This window comes from Sporomusa termitida, assembly GCF_007641255.1.
GTDB classification, from domain to species: domain Bacteria; phylum Bacillota; class Negativicutes; order Sporomusales; family Sporomusaceae; genus Sporomusa; species Sporomusa termitida.
The window spans coordinates 1,717,893-1,739,828 of record NZ_CP036259.1 but is presented as its reverse complement, the minus strand read 5'-3'; the positions used below and the strand labels follow the sequence as shown (position 1 = coordinate 1,739,828).

General features: G+C 43.2%; 21 protein-coding genes. 5 read left to right on the top strand and 16 right to left on the bottom strand.

All coding sequences use genetic code 11. The features are described from left to right. Window positions 1–133: 133 nt before the first annotated feature. The 5 genes from SPTER_RS24645 to SPTER_RS07785 form a co-directional block, all read right to left on the bottom strand. The gene (locus SPTER_RS24645; protein WP_170233196.1) at window positions 134–376 is read right to left on the bottom strand and encodes a hypothetical protein; all 243 of its coding nucleotides are present in this window, start codon (window positions 374–376) and stop codon (window positions 134–136) included. Further along, on the bottom strand, window positions 366–653 hold the full coding sequence (locus SPTER_RS07800; RefSeq protein ID WP_144349870.1) for a Mu transposase domain-containing protein: 288 nt from the start codon (window positions 651–653) through the stop codon (window positions 366–368). The genes SPTER_RS24645 and SPTER_RS07800 overlap by 11 nt, the downstream gene beginning before the upstream one ends. A 123-nt stretch (window positions 654–776) precedes the next feature. Then, window positions 777–983: a transposase gene (locus SPTER_RS07795; protein WP_144349868.1), complete on the bottom strand. Its 207-nt coding sequence runs from the start codon at window positions 981–983 to the stop codon at window positions 777–779. Window positions 984–1,064: 81 nt separating this feature from the next. Continuing rightward, complete coding sequence (locus SPTER_RS07790; protein WP_144349866.1) at window positions 1,065–1,286, bottom strand: hypothetical protein; 222 nt, start codon at window positions 1,284–1,286, stop codon at window positions 1,065–1,067. A gap of 278 nt (window positions 1,287–1,564) precedes the next feature. Then, the gene (locus tag SPTER_RS07785) at window positions 1,565–1,831 is read right to left on the bottom strand and encodes a sigma factor-like helix-turn-helix DNA-binding protein (RefSeq protein ID WP_246105527.1); all 267 of its coding nucleotides are present in this window, start codon (window positions 1,829–1,831) and stop codon (window positions 1,565–1,567) included. A 189-nt stretch (window positions 1,832–2,020) separates the two neighbouring features. Here SPTER_RS07785 and SPTER_RS07780 point away from each other — a divergent pair, with 189 nt between their 5' ends. The 3 genes from SPTER_RS07780 to SPTER_RS07770 are packed head-to-tail and all read left to right on the top strand — an operon-like array spanning window position 2,021 to window position 4,721. After that, complete coding sequence (locus SPTER_RS07780) at window positions 2,021–2,698, top strand: hypothetical protein (protein ID WP_144349858.1); 678 nt, start codon at window positions 2,021–2,023, stop codon at window positions 2,696–2,698. Further along, window positions 2,682–3,170: a PilW family protein gene (locus SPTER_RS07775; protein ID WP_144349856.1), complete on the top strand. Its 489-nt coding sequence runs from the start codon at window positions 2,682–2,684 to the stop codon at window positions 3,168–3,170. The genes SPTER_RS07780 and SPTER_RS07775 overlap by 17 nt, the downstream gene beginning before the upstream one ends. 9 nt (window positions 3,171–3,179) lie before the next feature. Next, window positions 3,180–4,721 carry an autotransporter outer membrane beta-barrel domain-containing protein gene (locus SPTER_RS07770; protein WP_144349855.1) on the top strand — a complete coding sequence of 514 codons (1,542 nt, stop codon included), beginning with the start codon at window positions 3,180–3,182 and terminating at the stop codon, window positions 4,719–4,721. Window positions 4,722–4,815: 94 nt separating this feature from the next. Here SPTER_RS07770 and SPTER_RS07765 read toward each other — a convergent pair whose 3' ends face one another. The 5 genes from SPTER_RS07765 to SPTER_RS07740 form a co-directional block, all read right to left on the bottom strand. After that, complete coding sequence (locus tag SPTER_RS07765) at window positions 4,816–7,473, bottom strand: tail fiber domain-containing protein (protein WP_144349853.1); 2,658 nt, start codon at window positions 7,471–7,473, stop codon at window positions 4,816–4,818. Between the two features lie 353 nt (window positions 7,474–7,826). Further along, on the bottom strand, window positions 7,827–8,045 hold the full coding sequence (locus tag SPTER_RS25865; RefSeq protein ID WP_144349852.1) for a helix-turn-helix domain-containing protein: 219 nt from the start codon (window positions 8,043–8,045) through the stop codon (window positions 7,827–7,829). Window position 8,046: 1 nt separating this feature from the next. Then, window positions 8,047–8,424 (bottom strand): ORF6C domain-containing protein, encoded by a 378-nt coding sequence (locus tag SPTER_RS07750; RefSeq protein ID WP_144349851.1) that lies wholly within the window; start codon window positions 8,422–8,424, stop codon window positions 8,047–8,049. Further along, the gene (locus SPTER_RS07745; protein WP_144349849.1) at window positions 8,417–9,304 is read right to left on the bottom strand and encodes a DUF3102 domain-containing protein; all 888 of its coding nucleotides are present in this window, start codon (window positions 9,302–9,304) and stop codon (window positions 8,417–8,419) included. Before SPTER_RS07745 ends, SPTER_RS07750 begins: the two co-directional genes overlap by 8 nt. A gap of 7 nt (window positions 9,305–9,311) precedes the next feature. Further along, on the bottom strand, window positions 9,312–9,563 hold the full coding sequence (locus SPTER_RS07740; RefSeq protein WP_144349847.1) for a helix-turn-helix domain-containing protein: 252 nt from the start codon (window positions 9,561–9,563) through the stop codon (window positions 9,312–9,314). A 111-nt stretch (window positions 9,564–9,674) separates the two neighbouring features. Here SPTER_RS07740 and SPTER_RS07735 point away from each other — a divergent pair, with 111 nt between their 5' ends. Beyond that, complete coding sequence (locus SPTER_RS07735; RefSeq protein WP_144349846.1) at window positions 9,675–10,304, top strand: helix-turn-helix domain-containing protein; 630 nt, start codon at window positions 9,675–9,677, stop codon at window positions 10,302–10,304. 52 nt (window positions 10,305–10,356) lie between these two features. On the opposite strand, the gene SPTER_RS07730 is transcribed toward SPTER_RS07735, so the two are convergent. Both SPTER_RS07730 and SPTER_RS07725 read right to left on the bottom strand, forming a co-directional pair. Beyond that, the gene (locus tag SPTER_RS07730; RefSeq protein WP_144349844.1) at window positions 10,357–10,602 is read right to left on the bottom strand and encodes a hypothetical protein; all 246 of its coding nucleotides are present in this window, start codon (window positions 10,600–10,602) and stop codon (window positions 10,357–10,359) included. A 181-nt stretch (window positions 10,603–10,783) separates the two neighbouring features. Beyond that, a complete protein-coding gene (locus tag SPTER_RS07725; RefSeq protein ID WP_170233195.1) occupies window positions 10,784–11,653 on the bottom strand; it encodes an Abi family protein in 870 nt (289 codons plus the stop codon). A 21-nt stretch (window positions 11,654–11,674) separates the two neighbouring features. On the opposite strand from SPTER_RS07725, the gene SPTER_RS25860 reads away from it, so the two are divergent. Further along, window positions 11,675–11,797, top strand: a complete 123-nt coding sequence (locus SPTER_RS25860; RefSeq protein ID WP_144352800.1) for an arylamine N-acetyltransferase — start codon at window positions 11,675–11,677, stop codon at window positions 11,795–11,797. A 134-nt stretch (window positions 11,798–11,931) separates the two neighbouring features. Here the strand turns inward: SPTER_RS25860 and SPTER_RS07715 are convergent, their stop codons facing one another. The 4 genes from SPTER_RS07715 to SPTER_RS07700 form a co-directional block, all read right to left on the bottom strand. Beyond that, window positions 11,932–12,360: a hypothetical protein gene (locus SPTER_RS07715; protein WP_144349841.1), complete on the bottom strand. Its 429-nt coding sequence runs from the start codon at window positions 12,358–12,360 to the stop codon at window positions 11,932–11,934. A gap of 93 nt (window positions 12,361–12,453) precedes the next feature. Next, window positions 12,454–13,017: a GH25 family lysozyme gene (locus SPTER_RS07710; RefSeq protein WP_144349839.1), complete on the bottom strand. Its 564-nt coding sequence runs from the start codon at window positions 13,015–13,017 to the stop codon at window positions 12,454–12,456. A 71-nt stretch (window positions 13,018–13,088) separates the two neighbouring features. Continuing rightward, window positions 13,089–13,682 carry a phage holin family protein gene (locus SPTER_RS07705; protein WP_144349837.1) on the bottom strand — a complete coding sequence of 198 codons (594 nt, stop codon included), beginning with the start codon at window positions 13,680–13,682 and terminating at the stop codon, window positions 13,089–13,091. A 79-nt stretch (window positions 13,683–13,761) separates the two neighbouring features. Further along, window positions 13,762–21,930 (bottom strand): MuF-C-terminal domain-containing protein, encoded by an 8,169-nt coding sequence (locus SPTER_RS07700; RefSeq protein ID WP_144349836.1) that lies wholly within the window; start codon window positions 21,928–21,930, stop codon window positions 13,762–13,764. Window positions 21,931–21,936 lie beyond the last annotated feature (6 nt).

The following is a 21,936-nucleotide window of genomic DNA, read 5'->3' as shown; positions in this document are numbered from 1 at the left end:
TGGTGAGCAAATAAATTAAATAAAAAAGAATATAAACTAACAAAAACAGCATATGTATTTGATTTAGTATATTTAAATATTTCAGATATTTTTCGCTACCCTCGATAAAAATCCTGCTATTTTATGGAATTTTTCAAAGATTTTCCTCGCAAAAAGTCGAAAATGCCTCAACTCGGGTTTGGTCGGATTGCAAGGAGTAAAGCAAAGTCGTGTGGTACTGAGCCACATCCAGAATGGCTTTCAAATGACGGTAACGGGGCGAGCGAAACTGGGGCAGTGCCAGCTCACAAGCCGTTTCCAGCCGTGTATTTGTATGCGTTTTGCTCAGCCTGAGTACAGACAGGCATGCATTGTAGCCCTGCTCCTTAATCTTCACTGACAAATATCTGCTCGATCACATTGGCGGTGGAATTGCCAATGGATGTCGCCCAGTTGCGAATTCCGGTATCATCCCATGGTGAGTGCTGAAACTGATCCGGCATATCTTCCGGGTGGGTAGACCATTGGTTGGTTACATAGTCTACAAATCGCCGATGCGTAGCGATTCTCTCCTGCCGGTAGTATAGTTCCACCAATGTGTCGGTTACTTTTACATCAATTTCTTTTCCAACATACTGGTACGGGCAGGAATAGCGATTGTTCTTGAACAACATGGCTGTCAAGATTCGCTTTACGGACGTAGTACCACTGGGCGATCTGGTACGGCAACGCCGGTCTTCAGATTGTTACAAACTATCCGGATCGTCGCCGCCCCAGAACGCAAACATATGGACGTGTCAGCGAAGCCAGGTATCCCGCTTCATATTGAAGCACGGCTCAATGTAGGAATATTGGCTGTAAGGCAAGGTAGCCACAAACAGGTATACGGGGATGATTTCACCGGTGTTGCGGTCTACAACAGCCATTTTTGAGCCGCTCCAATCGACTTCGGTAACTACGCCAGGTTTGTGCAGAAGATGGCTGGTCAGTTGGCGGGCATTCACAAACTCGCCATAGCCAAGGGTAAATTTGGTGTAGCCGACTGGAAGTGTTCCTTCGGTTTGGCATTTGTCCCGGTATTCTTTTCAGAGAAGCTTCAGCGTTACGCCTGTTCGGGACAGTTCATTGTGGGCATATTCATAATTCGGTGTTGCAAATATCGGGACAGCTTCGCACTTTTCCGGAAACAGCAACCGGTACACTTCCTCCGGTCGCTTGTCCACCACATCGTTGTAGCTGATTGCGTTTTCCTCTGCAAGCCGGAATACCTCACCTACCGAGGTCTTGGACATGTGATGACAATTCACAGTTTCTCCGGCCGGATTATTTGCCTGAACTGCTGTATTAAACCGTGAAACAATGGTATCTACAACAACCCGAAATAATCAAACATGAAAAATCTCAATTCAAATCCCAAACAGGCTTTTTTTATTACCATAAAATACTCCTTTTGCAGAACCGGAATAAGGAGACATTATCCCCTGAAAATGGAACCTTATTAACTCCAATGAAGAAAAGCCCTATCCCGATTAAACGTGAAAGGGCTTTTAGTCGTTGTTTTTGTTGGAATGAACCGGCAATGCAATTACTTAGGCGGTTGTTCATCCACTGCCAGTGTCTTCCCCAGCTTGTTAATGGCATGCTTCTCAATCCTGCTGACATAGCTGCGGGATATACCCAGTATTTTAGCAATATCCCGCTGGGTTTTGCGGCTGCCGTTAGGAATGCCGAAGCGCATCTCGAGCACCCATTTTTCCCGGACGGTCAGCCGATGAATCTCGCGGTTCAGGCGCTCCTGTTCGCACAGGTTCTCGACCGTCTCGCCGACAATATCAGGGGCAGTACCCAACACATCAATCAGTGTTATCTCATTAACACTTTATAGTTATCTGTATTTTATTCAATAGCTCTCTTTGCCAAGATGCCTCGGAGTGTATCTCAAAATATAAATACAATTCTAATAAAATTATTTTTTAAAAGGTATATTTTCCCTTATATCGAACTTATTAAGAAATATATGTAATATTAGGGAGGTATTTACATGAAGTATTTGGATGATCTTGAACAAGCATACCAAAATGAGAAAACCTCAATAATCTTACTCAAAGCAATTTACTTTATTTTTGTCGCAGCTGTACTTTTAGCACTAATTCTTATTCCTGCATATAGCTACGGTGTTCAAGATTTCGCTGAAGCATTAGCGATTACTACTATTACTGTCTTGTTTGTGGTTTCATTACTTTGGGATCTATTATTAGTTTTAGAACTTGTTAAACGTGCCCGTATAAAACTCACTACTAAAATGAAGTCGCAAGCCGGCTGGATATTGGTTGATTCCATGCTTGGAGTCCTCATAACGGTTGTTGCATTAACGGCCATACTTGGAACTTGTATGTACATATCTAAATCTACGGTAGCCGCGTCTGGTCACACAGCAGCCACTTATATTGCTCAACAAAGACTTGACCAATTGAATTTGCTTGACGGTTCAGCAGCAATCAATCCTCCCGCTCAAGAAGTTGTTACTCAATCAGGGATGCAATATAGGGTTACAACTGAACCTATTACTCTTTCCACGTTAGATGGGTACTATACAAATCCAGCCGGCCAATATAACCTTAGCACCTATCAAATTACGGTTTCATGGCCTTATTTAGAAACTGGCAATGAGCCTAATAATGTTAGATTGATAGGATACTACTATGTTAAAACTGAATGATCGTGGATTTACTCTAGTTGAGCTCCTGGTTGGCATGGCCATCATGCTAATAATCTTAGCGCCTATCTTTGGGACCTTAACAACCACTATTAAAACCTTTCAAATCAACATGGCACAACAGCGGAACATCTCCAGCGAACGCGAAATTTTTAACGCTCTGTCAAATGAAATCAGATATGCTACAAATGTTACGCGAGTAAGTTCAACGGAAATTGAATTTACTGTAGATAACAGAAATTGCCGAATCTTTATTGGTACTGGCGATAATGCTAATGCTCTCATGGTAGAGAGAATAGACACCGACGGCAATACAACAACTAAAAATTTGACTTCTGCTGTAATAAAAAATATAACATTTGAATCAGTTGCTAATAAAACATTAACCGTTTCTATAGAAGTAATTGACAGGGCATTTAGTAACAGTCCAATAATTACGTTTAATGAATTCACCATATCGCTTCCCAATATGTGAGGTGACCAGATGAGACATTTAAGAAATCAAAGCGGTTTGTCAACTATGTTAGCTCTTTTCATCATGGCGTTTGCCGGCATTATTGTAGCCGGTCTTACTCCCATGGTTACAACTCAGCTTAAATTGACATCGGTAAATAAAAATCTGGTTGAAGCTCAGTTCGTGGCTGAGGCTGGAGCCAAGCGGGCCATTGTGGCGATTGCTAATGGGAGGACGGATTGGGGTTGGATTAACAATGATAGCCATAATAGTTTTGATGGCTCGGAGGATAAATACTATATAGTCAAGATAAACCCACCAATTGACCCCTTTTCTGCCCCAGAGCCAGGAAATACTTATACAATTACCTCAGAAGGGTATGTAGGCGACTCACAAAAGACTGTGACAGTGAATGTAAAGACGGGATCGCAAGGAGGAAGTGGTATATATAATTATAGTGCTTTTTCAAATGGGACGTTAGATATTAACAGCACTTCAACCCAAATAATCGGCGATATCGCTTCAAACACAATTATTAATTTGAATTGGTCGTCAACCGGCACAATATCGGGATATGCTTATGCCCCTACTGTTACAGCAGGAAATAATACTGTTAATAGTACTAACATTTCGCAAATAACCGCAGGTGCTCCTAAAAAACTTAGTAATCAAGGCACCATAGATATTCCTGACCCAGCATCATTAATGCCCAGTAATCCGATGGCAAATTTTCCGACTTTGCCCATACCAGGAGGAACTAATCTAAAAACCATTAGTGGAAATACATTGTCACAGTCTACCTATTATTGTGATGGAAGTTACGTCGTGAATAAGAATTATACAATACCACCGGGAAATTCTGTAACAATATACGTTAATGGAACATTTACTATGGAAGCAGGTTCTAGAATTACAGGTGGGAATGTAACTATATACGCTAAAAATGGATTTTCCTTCACAGGAGGCTCTATTAATTCTCCAAATGGAACTATAAACCTATACACTTCTAGCCGCATGGAACTCAATTCAGCCGCCTCTTACATTAAAGGCAATTCTGTAACCATCTATGCAGTTGCAGGAATACCTATTACTGGGGGGTATATTGAAACCGGAAATAATGGCACTGTTAATCTGTATACTTCTGGAAGTCTAACCGTAAATAGTGATACATACGTTAATGGTAAAGAACTCACCGTAGTGGCAACTACTAACGTGACATTAAACGGGGGATCCATTAATAAAGATTTATCTGATGCGGTTACAAAAATATACACAAGAGATTTTACACTTAATAATTCAAATTCTGTTATAAGTGGAAAAGGAGTTGGGATGGTATCAGCAACAAATAACATAAGCCTATCTGGCGGTACAGCTCCAACGACTCTTATGATTGCGGGTAATTATATAAATGCCAACAATGCCGGTGTTACCGTCGCTGGATTATATTCTAATAACACCATATTTATATCAGGAGTTAAAATACTGCATAGTGATTTAATAGCGCCTGCATTAAATTTAAGCCCCGGTTCTGGTCCCGGCTCAGATTTTTCTGTTCTTTCGTGGAGTAATTAATTATAGTAAACAAACCTCTCTTGGGGAATATTACGGTTGGCCAAACAAATAAGCCAATCCCCGGCATCGAATTTTTGCCGGGGATTTTGCATTACTACTTGACCAAAGAAGCAACCAGATTCTGCAACTCAATAATCTCCTGCTGCTGCCTTAAAATAAGCTCATTCTGCTCCTGCACAGCCTTAATCAGCGGCGCAATAAGCTCCGTATAGCCAATGCTCAATACATCCTTGCCGCCGTTTACGCTATGGTCCTGGAAGCCACCAAAGTCCTTGCCGGTGTCGGCTATGACCTGTTGCACGTCCTGCGCGACTAGACCATGATGATACCGACTGCGCTTTTTACTGCCGTCTTTTTCTTCGCCTTCCGGGTAATCTTCCCGATAGTCCCATTTGAAGTCAACCGGACGGAGTTTCAAGATGAAATCTAGGCCAAGCTCGGTATCCCGAATATCGGCCTTATCGCGCTCATCTGACCGATCTTGCAGGGCGCCATAGGCATATACGGTTGTGGCGGAGTCGCCTAGTTGGACTTGGTTGTCACTGGTTACTGCGGAGTTGGCGCCTAGACCGGTGCAGTTGGAATAAGTAGCCAGCTCTCGCAAAGAGTTTCTCCCAATTGCTATATTATTAGAACCAGAAATAGGAGTTTCGTTTCCATTAACCCTTTTACCTTGCAAAGCGGCTTGTCCAATAGCTATATTACCATTTGCATTACTTAATCCATTGGCAATTGCGTTATCACCTATACCAATATTATAGCTTGAATTATCAACACCGCTACTCATAGAAAAATACCCTAATGCAATATTGCTATCACCCATATTGTCATAATTGTAGCCACACAAAGCATAATAACCTATGCCAATATTTTGACTCCCCGATGTGCCATAGCCTAGTGCGTAGTATCCCATGGCGATGTTACTATATCCCGTATTATTCCCATTCCACCCACACAAAGCATAATAGCCTATGCCAATATTTTGACTCCCCGATGTGCCATAGCCTAGTGCGTAGTATCCCATAGCGATGTTATCATATCCTGTATTATTCCCATTCCACCCACACAAAGCAGCATAACCTATACCAATATTATTTGATCCTTGTATGCCTCCCCCCATGGAGTAGTAACCAATACCAATATTGCTGCCACCGATTGTGTCTGCTACAAACCCGTTAAGCGCATAATAACCTATACCAATATTGGAATAGCCGTCACCGTGTGACAATGCCCATTGTCCTAAAAGAATATTATCAGAACCAGTAGATATGCCATTTCCCGATTGGTAACCAAGCACAATATTTCTATTTGCGGATGTTAATTGAGTTCCTGCTTTTGAGCCAACCACAACATTGCCATGTCCAGTCATATTATCTGTATCTATTATAAATTTACCAGACATACGCTTAGCAGCGGTTTCGCTAAGAGCCCACATGCTTATTTCATCATTATTACCGTTACCAAGTATTAAAACCGGATGACCGCCAATGATTATCGGAAAAATAGCAGCCGGTGCAACCGCAAGATAAGTGTCATCTGTTTGATCAATTATTCTGTTTAGCGTGTTATCGCTGATCTGATATACAACAAGCCGCTTTTCCCAACCGAAGCACATAGCTATCTTTAATGATTCTCCTACACCCTTATAAAAACTCAAATTATCACAGGCTGAAGTAGGTAAATCAACTGGATCTGATAATTTAGAAAAACTATCTACATATCTCTCATATACTATAATATATGGAGAATTTTCTAGTGAAACAGCTAAATATTTCTCATCGTCATCGGGAGAGAACGAAATGTGATTGACAACGCCAATTGGCACTTCAGTTATTGTATTAAGAAAGGTAAAAGTATCTCCATCACGCTTATACAAAAAAAGATATGGGGCGTTACTTCCCCCAAGAGCAAAGTATACTCCATTAGAGGAAAATGCTATAGTCTTGATGCCCGTAGGCGGATTAGGGGGGTTATTAATTTTAGTAAAAGTATCTCCTTCTCGTTTGTAAATCATAAATATACCCGGATAGGTTACTGCAACTAAATAGTTAGCATTAGGCGAAAACAATAACTTATATGGCATTGCATCTGGCATATTGACGGGACTTGTTAAAAGAGAAAAAATATCTCCTTCTCGTTTATATAAGGAAAAATATGGCGCACTGTTATAGCTAATAGCCAAATAATTATCATCAGAGCTAAGTGCTATATTTCCTATACCACCACCCTCCTCAAAGTTAAGCGTTATATTCAAAACTTGTTCGGGGAGTAATTTATAATAAAAATTATCTAGAGTATCCCAATACCGTTTAAATATTCTAATAAAAGGGGCTCTTGCCTTCCCAAGTATATAGTAGCTACCCGTTCCAGAGTTATTACAAGTTGTTATTTGCTCTCCGTCAACAAGGTAATAACGACCCATTGTTCCCATACCAATACTTATATTTTCTACACCGCTTGTATCAGCTTTCGCGAAAGCACCTGTACCAATTGCAATCGTATTTTTGCCGGTAGGAATCTCGGTGTCTTTCCCGATAGCTATGTCCCCCGTTTCCTCATTCACAATAGCATTGTTGCTACTGCCACCTTCAAGAAACAACTGCCACGTCGGCTCGGTAGTCGGCACCATATTAACATTCTGCGACCGACAAATGTACAAGGCATTCTCATACAACACGATATCGTTCACGGTATAAGTGGCTGTGCCATTCCATTCGCCCCGGAAATTAAAGTTTTTAGTCCATGTTGCCATATTAAATCACTCCTTAATTATTTAATAGCCGCCAGAGATTATCTGGCGGCAAGTATTATTCCAAGTCTATTTGTTTGCTCTCATCCCTCCATGATTCGATGTCTACGCCCAATGTTTCACTTCTTACTGCTATTGCAGATTACTTCGACGTATCTATTGATTATTTATTAGGCCGAACTGATAACCCTAAGTTATACTAATCACCCCACCCTTGGAGGACAGTCTTGAAAAAATTATTCTAATTTTATTCACTATATGCGAATAAAACGAATAAATTATGATATACTATGTATAAGACTGTCCCTTCGGGATGGTGGTGGACTAAATCGCGCTATCTGCCAGGACGGAGCGGTTTAGTCTTTTGTTTTATCATCGGCTTCATGTTCAAATAGGTCTCCCACATCGCAGTTTAAATACGCACATAATTTTTCGAGAACATCAAATGAGATACCCGTACTTTTTTTGTAATAGAGATTTGTCAATGTTGTACGCGAAACTCCTGTATCGTTCGCTATCTTGGTGATTTTCAACAGTCGCTTGCCTAGTATGGCTGAAAAGTTGTTGTTAATCATTTTATGCCGGCTTGGCCAACCTGATTGGTTGCCATTTTTCTACATACTGCATAGCGGACTCATAATGTATTCGAGGAATTTCACGGTACTTTGCCACTTGATAAACTTCCTTAAGGTTGCCCCATAACGCTTGAAACATTTTCTTGCTTTGGATTTTATAATCTGCTTCATCGGGAAGTAACTCCCTGATCCTTCTCTTGACTGCTTTGTTGAGGGCCGCTTCTTGAGAAGAATTTAAATATACTTGCGAATCAAGGGTCGCCTTAAAATCATCTAGTTTATCGTTTACTTCTGCTTTAAAAACCTCCTGGTCTACCTTCATTTCCTTTACCTCAGAAAGAAGATTCTCGGCAATCATTAAATATTTCCCGTTAGTCATTTTCAATTACCTCCGCATTAATTATTTTGGTGTCCCCTTCTATAGATAGGACATGCATTTGCTCCCGCAGGTCACGCGTTAACTTTTCAAGGCGCTCAATAGCCTTTTCATATTTTTTTCGACTATAATCAGAACACCTAAAATAGTCCGCTCCCATGTACCCAAATGCCGCCATATCGCGAATGAAAAGAGCTATCCTCCCAGATATCATATCTGCCCTCGCCTCAAACTCTTTACGCTGGTCATAGTTATCCTGGCTCGCTTTTTGGGATAATCTTGCTGCATCTCTTTCCACTTCAAGGTCCTTAGATAATTTTTCCTTTTCGGCAATAATTCTTTTTACAGTTTCTTCGTACTGCCTGTTATTCGATTTCAATGTTGCATAATCAGGCGGCACAACTTCCTTCTCAATCACCTGCGCCGGTCTACTGGCAAGTCGTTGGTTCTCTTGTTTGAGCCTGCTATTCTCTTCTTCCGCATATTCACGGGCTTTACGTTCAATTTCTATTTCAGTCTCGGATTGTAGTAACCGCCGACTTAATTCTTTAATTTGCTTGCCCGTAAGTTCTTTGGGGTTATGGTTTCCCAAAATTTCTTGGCGAATTGGCTCGGGAGCATCTAGCAGTGCATAAACTTGGGCTGGCCTCAAATCCGACATGTGTGTCGTATTTGCAAAAGTTTCAGCAACTTTCATAAAACGTTGAGCACTACGTTCGGTATAGTCGACTTTTTCAGATAACCACCTTCCCCATTCACCATGAGGAACTTGCTCTTTAGCTCGCAACAACCGCTTGCCAACCTCAATCATATTTAAGGCCGTCTGTTGGCTGTAAAACCGGATTTCTAAAACTAACTGGTCTAATGGTACTGGGCTATTCATATTTCACCTATCCTCGTTCAACAACTTGATTACTTTCACAATCACCACAAACAAGGAAAATGTCATCAAAATCACATTCCAGAGCAATCGATATTTTTTTAGCAATACCTGCACCAATCCCACGCTTTCCGTTGATGAGAGCATTTAAAGAAGCAATAGAAGTGCCTGCTTTTATTGCAAGTGCCCTTTGTGTGTACCCGTGCTTTAGGATTTTCACTTTAAATGATTGAGGATTTTTAAGTCTTATCTTAGGCATCATTTTATCACCTCCCGCAATTTGATAACTTTCATAATCAGATTATCATAAAATGTTCACTTTTGCAATCATTCATTGGACAAGTTTAATAAAAAATAAATTAGGTGATTTTAATTGAAAGCAGAAGAATTTGGAAAATACATTAAGGATTTACGTAATGAGCAAAAACTCACTACTAGGCAACTTGAAAAACAATCTGGTGTCTCTAATGCATACATATCTCAAATCGAGAACGGCAAAAGAATACCCACTCCTACCATTCTTCAGAAATTAGCTCCATCACTAAATATCACATATAAAGAGTTAATGCAAGCTGCAGGGCATCTACCATTGGAGCGAAAAATCGAAACACTTACTCATGAACAATACATAGCATTGATTAAAACCTTAGCTGAAATAGCTCTTCCTCATCTCCAAGAGACAGAGGAGTTTTCAACAACCGAATTCTATCAAAAAATCTTTGAAACACTCGCACTAACCAATGGTAAGGTTTCACCGCATCAGATCGAAATAATTAAGTCCCTAATATCAGACATCGAAATTCTAAATGAGAATGAATTAGTAGTTCATTCAAATCTATCCCCGATAGTCGCTGCCGCTACTTCTTCTAGAGAATTACTCCCTGCGGATATATCTCCAGAAGACATTGAATTAATTAGAAAACTAAAAAAACTTCCCCCCAAAAAACGAAAAGCTATTGAAATCTTGGCAGAAACTGATGACAACACAAAAGAGGCGGACTAGCCGCCTCATATATGAACGATTAAAAAGCCCCCGGCGTGTGCCAGGGGCATTTCTATTTTCCTTCCACAAACCAACGCCCATCTTCGTCAAACAAATACACTTGCTTGCCGGAAATCAGACAATTATACCTCCACCCTGTCCCGCCAGCCTTGAGAGCTGCAGCCCGGCGCACGTCGTAGACTTTATCGATGATAAAATTCCGACCATCTTTCCAATGTAAGATTGTAGGCCTGACAATTCCGTTTTCGTCGTGTTCGGCGGTTATTTTGACGAATATTTTATGTTTGTTAATTTCCATGTGCTTCACACTCCTAGAACATTTGTTTGTAGTAATTTTAGAACAAATGTTCTGGGTTGTAAAGTGGGAATAAATAGAAAAAGCCGCATCCCGGCCTTGGCTGAGAGATGGGCTTTGAAAGTAAAGTGACACTTTTTTCGTAGAATTAGTAAGCGGAAAGCCGTACTAAGGATGCGGATTTTTATTTTGATTCAATATATTCACCCAACATTTTTCCCCATTCAGTCGGAAATCCAATATAAGAAAGGTCTATTGTATCTTCGAACTCTTCGATTAAAGTATTAAGGTTTAAAACAAATGATTTCCTAAAAGAGTCATCATTAAGCAACCGTTTTATTACAATTATCACTGCAAATGCACGATCTTTTTTAATATATTTATGTTCATTATATAGCCTTGGTTCACTACTGAGAATCCTATTATAAATTCGTCCATAGTGCGCACATATATTTCTAACTTCAACTAAACACTTTAACCAACTTCGAATAAACACTGGTGAAGTCTTAAAGTGCTCAGCTACTTTCCATTGATCATCGACTTTCATGTTCCCATAAAAACGAGATAGCATTCCAAAAGAAAATAATTCAACCGCTACCCAAATGGGCATTTTCCCACCATATTTATCTTCATGATGTTTAACGAACGCGGCATTTCTTTGATGATATTTCTCTAGAGCGAATTCTTCAATAAATTTGTCATGATACTTTTTCACCTGAAATAAACTATCATTCAAGTAACATTCACTACCATATTTATTTGCCATTTGATATGCTATTTTAGTTCTAAACATTACCTCAATGATTTCTATTACTTCAAGGAACAGATACCTAAATCTCACATCAAATTCATATAAACGGTAAATAATTTCAAAAGTTATGTTTTCCTTATACTGATTATTCTCATGTAATCCCAAACCATAAGCACTCAGCCTATAATAGTTTACACGAGATAAAATCATTTCAGCATAGTTTTCATCAATAATAATAAGATTTCTGCTTTTTAGTATTTCGATTTGTTCTTTAAATGTACAAGGAGGCTTTAGCGGGTTCATAAAAGCCATCACCCCTGATAAATAAAAGCCCCACCCTGGTCCGCATCACTTGTAAAGCACAAGGAGAGGCGTGGTGGGTTCTGTTATTATTATAATAAACTATTAGCTGAATATTTGACAAGGATGGTATTCTTCTGTTTTTAGCTAGTTTTATCCACTTTAATCCAGTTTTATTCTGTTTTAGCTATTTTAGGTTATTTTAATCTATTTTTAGTTATATAGTCAAAATACCCATTTTCTATAAAAAAAAGCCCCGGACCGAAGTCCATGCCCCCATCCTACCTAAACGCCAGATACCCTAACCCCAGCACCAACACTCCACGCTGCAGCTTCAGCCCCCTAATCTCCGACCGGACCTCGTGCTCGTATGTCTGCAAGGATTCGTTGGCCTTCTGCAATAAGTCCTGCGCTGACAGCAAGCTTTCCCTGGCTGCTGTCGATTCGGCTTTCAGCACCAGCAACTGATTCTGCAACGCCGCCAAGTCCCTCTGATACCCTGCCAGCTTCAGCCGCGCTGTCTGCAAGTCCGTTTTCGACTCGTCCAACTCGGTCAACAGCTGCCTGTTGTTCTCGTCCAGCTGCTGAAATATCTGTTCTAACCTGGTCAGCTCCTGATCGGTCATGATGTACTGAGCCGAACAGGTACCAGCCGATACCAAAACCAGCAAACAGGCCAACAGCACCGATAATAATAGTCTTTTTAGCATTGAGAATCATCTCCTTTATCCTGGTTAAAATAAACATGTATTGTCTCCTCTCCCATTAAAACGCCGCCCATTGCTGGACGGCGCTTTTTCTTACTACTCATATTTGATATTACCGTCAAAATACTTGCCGCCGATCTCCAAGCGGTCCGTGTACTGCCACATATACCCCTTAATATCGTCATTTTTACCCCACTGAGCATTCCACACCGCGCAACCGATACTACGCCAGTCAATGTAATTCTCAAGCCACCAATAGGAGGCGTAAACCCCGCAATCAAGGCCGATATTGCAAATGAACGCCCGGCACATCTCTGTTATCACGGCCCGGTCAAAGACAAACCCCTTACGCGCTTTGTATCCGTCCGCGTCTTCCATGTCGAAGAATACCGGCATTTCTAGCAGTACCCCAGCATCGGCAATCGTTTCCTGGCAATGAATAGCTTCCTGAATTGCATCAGATACAGTCAGCGCGTAAGAGTAATGGTAAGCGCCCACCCTAAGTCCTGCGGCTTTTGCTCCGGCCACGTTTTGGACAAACATCAAATTTTGTGATTGCAGGCCATACGAACTGCGGACAATCGCAAATTCAATACCGGCAGCCGCCACAGCTTGCCAATCAACCATGCCGTTGTGATAACTTACGTCAATGCCTTTCATTTATAATCACACTCCCTAAAATTGAGACTTTTAGTCATTCAAGGCCCCCATGTCCGGGATTAATATATGCTTTAGCTATTCTTTTTGTCCTCCTTGTTTGATATAGTCACAGAAAAACTAGTTCCCGTAATCTTACTAACAATTGTACAAAAATACTGCTTTAACTGCGCTACTTTCTTGTTGCCCATATCCTGAAAATTTTCCAGAATGCTGAATAACTCAGTCATGGCAATATAAGCATATATGCCGCCAGCAATTGCCTTATTCAGTTGTGTGCCAGCAATGAGAATTTCGGGCAATTTACCAGTCATACCAGCAAAAACAATTAGGGTACCATAGGTAAAAATCTTTTCGCCCCAACATTGTTTTAAAGCGGTACTAGATAAGTACCCTGGCTTCCAGGCATAAAAAAATCCGCATAGTAATGCGGTTGTAGTTGGCTGTATGCCCTGGTCAATTAGATAACGTTTCGTGATGGCCACCCATTTTGTCAGAGTATCCAGGCAGACAAACACCATAACAATCAGCAAAATTATTTCACTGCCACCGAATAGAAAACAAATCAAGGTTGATAAGCCGGCTGCCGCTGCTTTATAGGGCCAGCAATCAGTAATCATGTCGATACTGCGCCGGATCAGTACCCAGAGCTTTAAAATATAATCCAACTCCCCACCCCCATAAAATAAACATAAAAATACCGCTCCTCAGCGGCATGGCTCTCGCGGCATAGTTATCACCTCATCTCTATTGAAACTGCTGAATCCCTAAAAACTCCTGCCGGTATTTCCTCGGTATGTTTTGTTCTGTTCTCTCAAGGCTTGTCTGCCGTTTCCGCTGCCGCTCATCATCGAGCTGCTTACCCGTTACACGCAAACGGGCTAATTCCCGGCCAGCTTTCGCCTTTTCCTTCTGATTGCCGGCAGCCTCCGCTGCGAGGTAGGCATCGATGGCCGCGGCCACCTTATCGCGCTTGGCTCTCAACACATCTTTTTCTATTTGCCCCCGATCACTCGCTATCGCTTCCTCCATAGTCCGGAACCCCGCCGCTTTAAGAATCCGCTCGTGCATCTCCTCATACCGGTTCAACACCCTGTCCCGCTTGCCTTTCTTCTCCCCCGTAATGGCCGCGGCCATATCGCCTAAGGCAGGAGCTATGGCGTTCAGCACGCCGATCGGATCGCCTTCAGCCACTTTAACCCCTGTATTATAGATGGTAGATCCACCGGGGCCGAATGCAGAAAAGAACCTTTCCCAGGCGTTTCTAGGCATATTGTCGGCGGAACCAAAATCACCAATACCCGTGCTCTTTGACACATCAACCCCATATTTCGGAATGGCGCCCAAAATGCCGTACCACCCGGTTTTGACGGCTCCCTTCATCAGCGCGTTTACCTCCGAAATATCCTTGAAAAATTCATCAGCCATTTTAAAGGTTGCCTGCTTAACAAGCAATTCATCATCGTCGCCCTCATAGCCGAACGCTCTTAGTATCCCGGCAACCACCGGCAGTGCAAGCGCCTTGAAGCCTGGAATGCCCCATCCGCCGGACAACGCCAGATACGGCAGCCAGAACCGGGCGTTTTGTCCAGCGTTCGGCCGCCAGGTCATCGGGTTAAACAAATTGCCTTTGCCGAACAATATTTCCCCGATCATTTCCAGCTGCTTAACGGGATACTTCTTAAATTGGAATGCCGTTTGCGTTACCGGACCACCGGCACGGATAAACAACGGGGTATCGGAAATAGCATAGTTTCCATTAGCCTTTTGATTGATTTCTTTTGCGTACTCTAACGCCTCGCCATGAGTCATACCTTCCTTTCTGGCTTTATGATAGGCGCCAAGAATAGTAGCGGCACGGACACGCTTTTCTGTTTTTGAAAACAGCCACATTGCCGTCTTAACTACCCCACTAGAAAACCGTTCGGCCTGAGAATATCCGGCACCAACATCCGCAACGCCAATGTCCGCCCCTACGCCCGATTGAATTAATACTTTCCGATCACTAATTGACACTTTGCCAGATGTTCTCTTTAATCCCTCCCCCATTGCGCCCCAGTCATTCATTGCGCCGGCGCTGTTAATCGCCTGCGCCAAATTCACCAAAGCTGTTTTTATGCGAAACCCAAGCTTAGCGACCGCCGTCCACTTCATTACTGTACTGCCGAGCGCAACAGCAGGACGATTAATACCATACGTATCAAGCACATTTGACACTCCAGGTATTCCTGCAATCATCCGGTTAAGAACTTTCTCCAGTATGGATATATCACCATTCACATCTGAAATGTATTTGTGAATGTACATAGCTTCCAAACTGTGCTTTGTCCAGCTATCCCAGCGGCCATATAATCTTTCATACCGACTTACCATTTCTCGCTTCCAAGGGTCAAGAGCGGCGAATCTGGCAATTTCGTAAGTTTGCCGCCGCATAACCTTGAAAATATCTGTTTCATAGCCCTGGGCACCAGTACGGTGCATTTTACCACCATAGAAACGTCCCCTGGCTTTCATACTGACCTTGCCGTCAAGAATCTGCTGTGCTTCACCGGGGGTAATTTGAAACTCATCTTCTAACTTTTGCATGATACGGAAGAATTCTCTATCACCAACTACAGCTGCATATTGATTAGCATTAGGGATTTCAATAGCTTTCGGCTTTATTAAATATTTTTTGCCGGGGTCAAGCTCATTAACTTTGACTATAGCCTCTCTGCGGCTATTTGCACTTGCAACAGAAACCAACTGTTCTTTCCCGTCAGCGTCTTTGGTCTTTTCATACACCATCCAGTCCCCAAAGAAATGACGTACATGCCCTTCGAGCTTGTTAATAGGCGGTGTTTGTTCCCGATAAGTCACATACAACTGATTATCACCATGAGCTAATGTGCTATAATCATTTAATATAGCCCCGGTCACATTTTGCACACGCACTATTTGAATATTAGGATTTTGAGCCATGAGCACCAAAGCATCACCATTCACAGGCACATCTTCTCTTAATCGGTTAGCCCGTTCTTTATAAGTGACTAATGTATCTCCTTTGTCTAATGCCTTTTCGCTGATAATCTCAGTGAAGGGACTATCTTTGATTTCTTGCAGTTCTGCCTTAGTTGCCCTTTTGCTGACCGTTTGTGTCCGTTGATGGACATCATTGGCCATTTCATAAAACTGATCTAGTAATTTCCGCGCCATTTTATAAGCACGGATAACCTTATCCGAATAACCTTCATGTCTGAGCTCCTGAGTGGTATATTCTTCTTGGTTAAGATCGCCCATAAGCATAACTCCCTGGAAATCGGCCATATCCTCTTTATCAGTAAGCAATTTTTCAATTTTCCCAAGTGTATGGTCGGCCTTATTCCTGAATTGGTCAATCTTTTCATGAGCGCGAATAGTTTGGTAGACAAAAGCTTTTATGTTAGGAGATAACTCCGCCAGGCGCGAAGGCGATTGCATCAGCAGCCGTATGGGGTTAGCCCCTTCTATAGCGCGATTGAGGATTTCAATATTGCTATTCGTCTTAAAACCAAGAGATTTTAGCAGCTTGGACAGCGACCAGATATGATTGCCTTTAGGGCCGGCGGAGTATCTGATTTTGTCTGCGCTATCAGCAGAAGGCTTGTTTTCCTTTTTGCCCTCATTGACATTTTTCTGTTCCGGCGCTACTATACTATCAATAGAGTCTTGTTTTGAGCCACCTCCTTGGGCAATTGTAGCCCTCTGGAACGGAGCCTGAACAGACTCATTGGAAGAAGTCTTTGTACTGCGCTCGGGCGATGTGGACGTATACTGAGGGCTGGGTTTATCTGGCATGATGTACGCAGTAGACTTCTTCCTTTTAATGTCATTTTTTGGTTGACCGTCATTGACATCTTTTTCGCTTTGTTGTACTATACTAGTAATAGAGTCGTGATTGGAAGTTTGCGCTCCGGAGGCAATTAGAGCCTCCCTTGACCGCAGCCAATCATGACTTATTTTTTTATTTGGGTATAAAAGCCGTCCAGCTTCAATTTGTTTCTGCACAAAGTTAGTAGTGTTTTCTTTGCCATATACGCTTGCCATTGCATTGACTACATTACGTCCGTGCTGCCGTTCTAAATGAATAGCTGCTATTACGTTATCACCATTTTTGTCAACCATTTCAGTCAACACAACAACCGCATTTTCTGTTGTGGCGGATTTGAACACCATCACTGGGTTATCAAGGTTTTCTGGCAATTGTTTAAGCACATCCATTGCCAGCCCATGTTTACCGCCGTCAGTACCTTTAGTGTTGACTATTTTAGCAACTACCTTTTGACTTATTTCTATCGGTAATTGTTTAGCTCCAACTTTGATAAGCACATCCGGCGTTTTCCCTAATGTCAACATCGCACGTGGATGTAAGCTCCCGGCCGCCCATTGATCAAGTTGCTTAGCAAACGATCCTTGGCCGCCAGCACTATGTTGTACTGCTGCCGTCGTCTGCTCAGGCTTTACAATGTCCTTTAGATCGGAATCACTCGCCATGTCGACTTTGGACTGTTCATCCTCATTGACATTTTTCTGTTCCTGCGGTACTATACTAGTAATAAAATCACTTCTGCTGGAACCGATTGGCTGCTCCTCTCCGACTTGTTGAGGAGATGTGCGCAAACCAGAGTCTGTTTCGGAAACAGACGTTAAGGGTTCGGTCCTTACCAGAAGTGGTTTTTTATTTTTAAAGTACCTCTCTCCAGTAACTGGAAGAGCTGTGCTGACAGTGTAATAATCGTTATTCCCTCCCACTCCTGGCTTTAATTCAACAACTGCGATGTGATTTGGTGATGATCGCTTAGCCAAAATTAATCCTGTTCCGCCCCCTTGCCATATCTCATTGAAGCCGCTGACAACCTCTTCAATAAAGCGGGCAGGGCTTGCATAACCTATATCTCTAATTTGTTTTTCGTGCTTGCTTAAAACATGCACTAAGCCATAGCGTCCAGATGCCTGTTCTTGCCCAACCTGTAAACGGATTTTACCACCTTGCCTTCGCATCTTTGCTGCTTCTCCCTGAGTAATTTCACCAAAGTCAATCGAACCGTCAGGCTTCACAATGAACTCATCTGGCTTAGCATTTTGAATATCTGCTCCCGATTCAGTTCGATAACCTTCGGCTTTGGCCGGAGGTTTATTATTTCTCTGACTAAACTGCACAGACTCGACCGGCAGCTTCTGATACGGAAACTCCGTCCGGTCCTGAAACAGCCGGTCCCCGTTCGCATCTTTGAGCGAAAGCAGCGTCCTCCTGGCGGCATTCTCGAATGCTACCACCTGTTGCTCAGTCAGTTTACTATTCCCCCCGGCCTGGGTGAAATACTTAATCCTGGCAATAGTCGCTTTAAGCCATTCAACCAACCTGTCAAACAGGTTAACATCCCGGCTTTGCAGATTCCGGAGCAATTGCTGCCTCATAGCAGTATCGGCAAACTCGTCGCTCAGCATTTCTTCGATGACTTCAGCGTCTGTCAATGTGTCGCCCTGGGCAATAGTCTCCCGGTACCGGGCTATCTGTTCTGACGTAATAGCATCAGACCCTTGAATATGAGCCAGTAGGTCACGATACAATGCCGGATCCTGCTGCTTCATCCAATGCATATTTTCGTGCCAAAAGGCCCATTCTGGTCCCCGATTGCCGCTGCGGTTGATATAACTAATGCCATTCTCAGGATCATAGAAGCCTCTCAGTTCTCTGCGGGCAACAAAAAACCGAACCGGCACGCCCATAAAGTTGCCCAGTTCGGATATGGCTTGTTCTTCTTTTGTATAGCTTTTTTCCGGGATAAAGCGGAGTTTCTCCTTACGACCTTCTTTCAAATCAACTTCGTAAGTAACACCGTATTCCAGTTCTTTCTCTTTAAAAGAAAATGGCCGGAACTGGCCGGCAGAATAGCGAATATCTGATTTGAATAAATCCGGATTCTGTTGTATAGTATTATTAATGGAAGAAGTCGAGCTGCGTTCGGGACTTATAGGGTGTAAACCACCTGATGAGGACGTAGGGGGAGGGTCGGATTTATCCGGCACGATCCGCGCAGACGGCTTCTTCCACATTGTTTTTGTGCGCAAAACCTTTCTTCCTGTTAAAACGGTTTCGACATAGTTAACAGTTCCGTCATCCATCCGTTTTTCGTAAACAACAGCCTTTTGATTATTTATTTCCTCGCCCGGTAAAATTCTATCATAGTTGCTGATTATCTCCGGTATACGTTTTAAGTCGACATCAGTTACCGGCAACTGTCCACGCTGGTGTTCCTTAGCTGGGTCGCCATGCTGCTTAATAATATGCCTTAGATCATCCGATGTAATATTGTGCATGTAATCACTTACATCAACACCGATCAAGGATTGAATACGTTCGGCTGTATTAGGTTCTACTTTTTTAATATTAAGCCAAGCATATTCTTTGTGTGATAATGCCTTCTCTACAAAATCATTGATCGTAGACTGTTCATTCCCATGACCCTCAGTAGCGTGACTCCGGTTATCACCTTGCCCTGAACTAAACTTTATACTTCCGTTCCCTTGTTGCGCCGCCAAAGCATTCTCATACATTTGAGCATTTTTATCTAGGCCTAATTGCTTAGCGAGATTAATGGCCAGCGGGTAATCCTTACTGTTAACAGCCCGAAAAAGACGCCGTTTTAAATTGGCGACTTCCGCAGTGGGCAGGGTTTCCTGGGCCGGCATAACCTGCTGCCGCAATTGATTAACAGCTTCTATACCCGCTTGATTAGGCGAAGCAGCGGGAACATTTAACGCCGCAGGCTGCTGGCCGGTAAGTTGCGTTAATCTCTGCATCGTTTCCGGACCGCTGACAGGAGTTTGCGATTTAACAGGTTCAGTGCGTGCCGGCAACGGCATCTTAGCGGCGGCAGCCTGGTCGAATTTTTGCGCATTAGCAGCATTGAGTACATTGACCAAATTCTGCCCTTGCTGCCTTTTACCCGATGGCACAAAGCTCTGCATCTGTTTTGCGTTGATTTCATCTAGGGCAGACCGAGCGCCATCCACGGCCAGCCGGGCCTGTTTTATATCAGTTACTTGTTCCTGGTTCTCCATTCCGGCCGGCTGATCTGGAGAAAGTTGCTCTTGCTGGTTAACCTGTAATTGCTGCTGAAACTTCTCTGGGAACAACCGCTGCCCCAGTGGCACTTGATTACCCTCGCCATCCGGCACCATATATTCATCCAGGAGTTTGCTGACATTTCTTTTGGCAAGCTCTTCTTCGATATAGTTGGCTTTAGCAATATCGCTGGTCTGGAGTTTGGGGATCTGATCCTCCAGCCAGATTACTGCCTGTTGGGTTTCCTCCGGTGTAAACTCGACTTTCGGAGGTTCCGGAATAGCAGTATCAGGCTGTCTAGCCGTTACCTGCCCGGAGGCGCCGGTATACTTACTCATGCCGCCCTTAATGCCAGCAGTATAGTTCTCTACGCTATCGGTATAATACCCGCCACGCTTCAAGGCGGCAGCGTATTCTTCCGGAGTTTTAGCCTCAAGTATTCCATCTTCCGCATACTTTTTAAGATAATTCGCATAGTAATCGGCAAATTTCTCCGGATTGTCAAACTTCATATAGTAATTGCTGCCGTCCGGCTGCTTGTTATCCTCGCCATTAAATTCTACTTGCGTCAGCCCGCCGAAATTATTGTTTTCTCTGGCTAACTGACTATTGAATCCGCCGCTTTCGTGGTAAAGCTGGCCATAGATTAATTCGGCAGGGATGCCAGTCTTGGCGGCTACGCTCTGAGCCATGGCTTGATAGGGGTCTTGTGATTGGCCACTGGCAACACTGTTTGCTTGCCGGTTGCTCGTTGCACCGCCTAAAGCGCCGCCTGCGCCGCCCAATACCGCACCACCTACGCCGCCAACTGCCGCAGCATCGATCTCTTCCTGAGTCCAACTAAACGGATTATACCAGTTACCCGTTGGTTCGCCCATAACATCATTGGAAAGGGCAGTTTGCGTCCTTTCTTCAAAAGCATTCTGCAAACTGCCGCCGGCTGCACCAATAGCACTACGTTTTGCAATGGTCTTAGCACCTTCCTTTAACCCCTGCTGCCCAGCGTTTTTAACGCCTTTGCCCAACCATCCCATCCCGGCCGATTCAGTAAGACCAGTAGCTGTTAAAAATAGAGCGTTATAAGCAGCTAGTTCTCTAGTCGCACTTTTTATCTCATCTTCCGAATACCCAGCCTTGCGCATCTCTGGAACAATGCTGCCGCCTTCTGACATAGCTTCAAACGGCTTACTGGCCATATTAAGCACAGCAAGTTTACCAAGAGGAGTACTAGCAAATCTTGCAAGCGTAGGAAAACGACTTGCAATAGCAGCCGCACCGCCGGCGACAGCGCCACCAGGAAGCATAGAGGCCAATCCCGCTGCCCCTAATGCTTCAACTCCCAATGCGCCGGCAGAACCAACCATGTTACCGACATCATAAACAGCTCCCTGCGGATTAGTCCAATAATCTGAAGCAAAGGGGATCATATCTTTAGCACTGTATTGCTTTTCTCTTTTATTGCGTTCGGTAACTTTATCAAGATATTTAGCTGTATCGCCGCCAATACCAAAGTTTGCATCCATGAAATGCGCCTGCCCGGCTAATGCACCTGCCGCGCCTGAATCTATGGCATCCTTGAACCAGCCTAAAGCACCATTGCCCTCAGTCTCCTTTGTCACTGGCTGTGATGGATTGGCCGGTATGGCCCCGCTTTGCGCTGCTTGACTGTATGCGTTCAGTCTGTCGGACTTAACCCCCTGCGGATTAAGATAAGCATTGCCTAATGAATCTTGAGGCGGGTCCACTTTACCCACCTCATCTATATTTTCATTAAATGGATTAAATCCTGTTGTTATTGGAGAGGTATCTTCAAACGGATTAAATGCCATAATTCT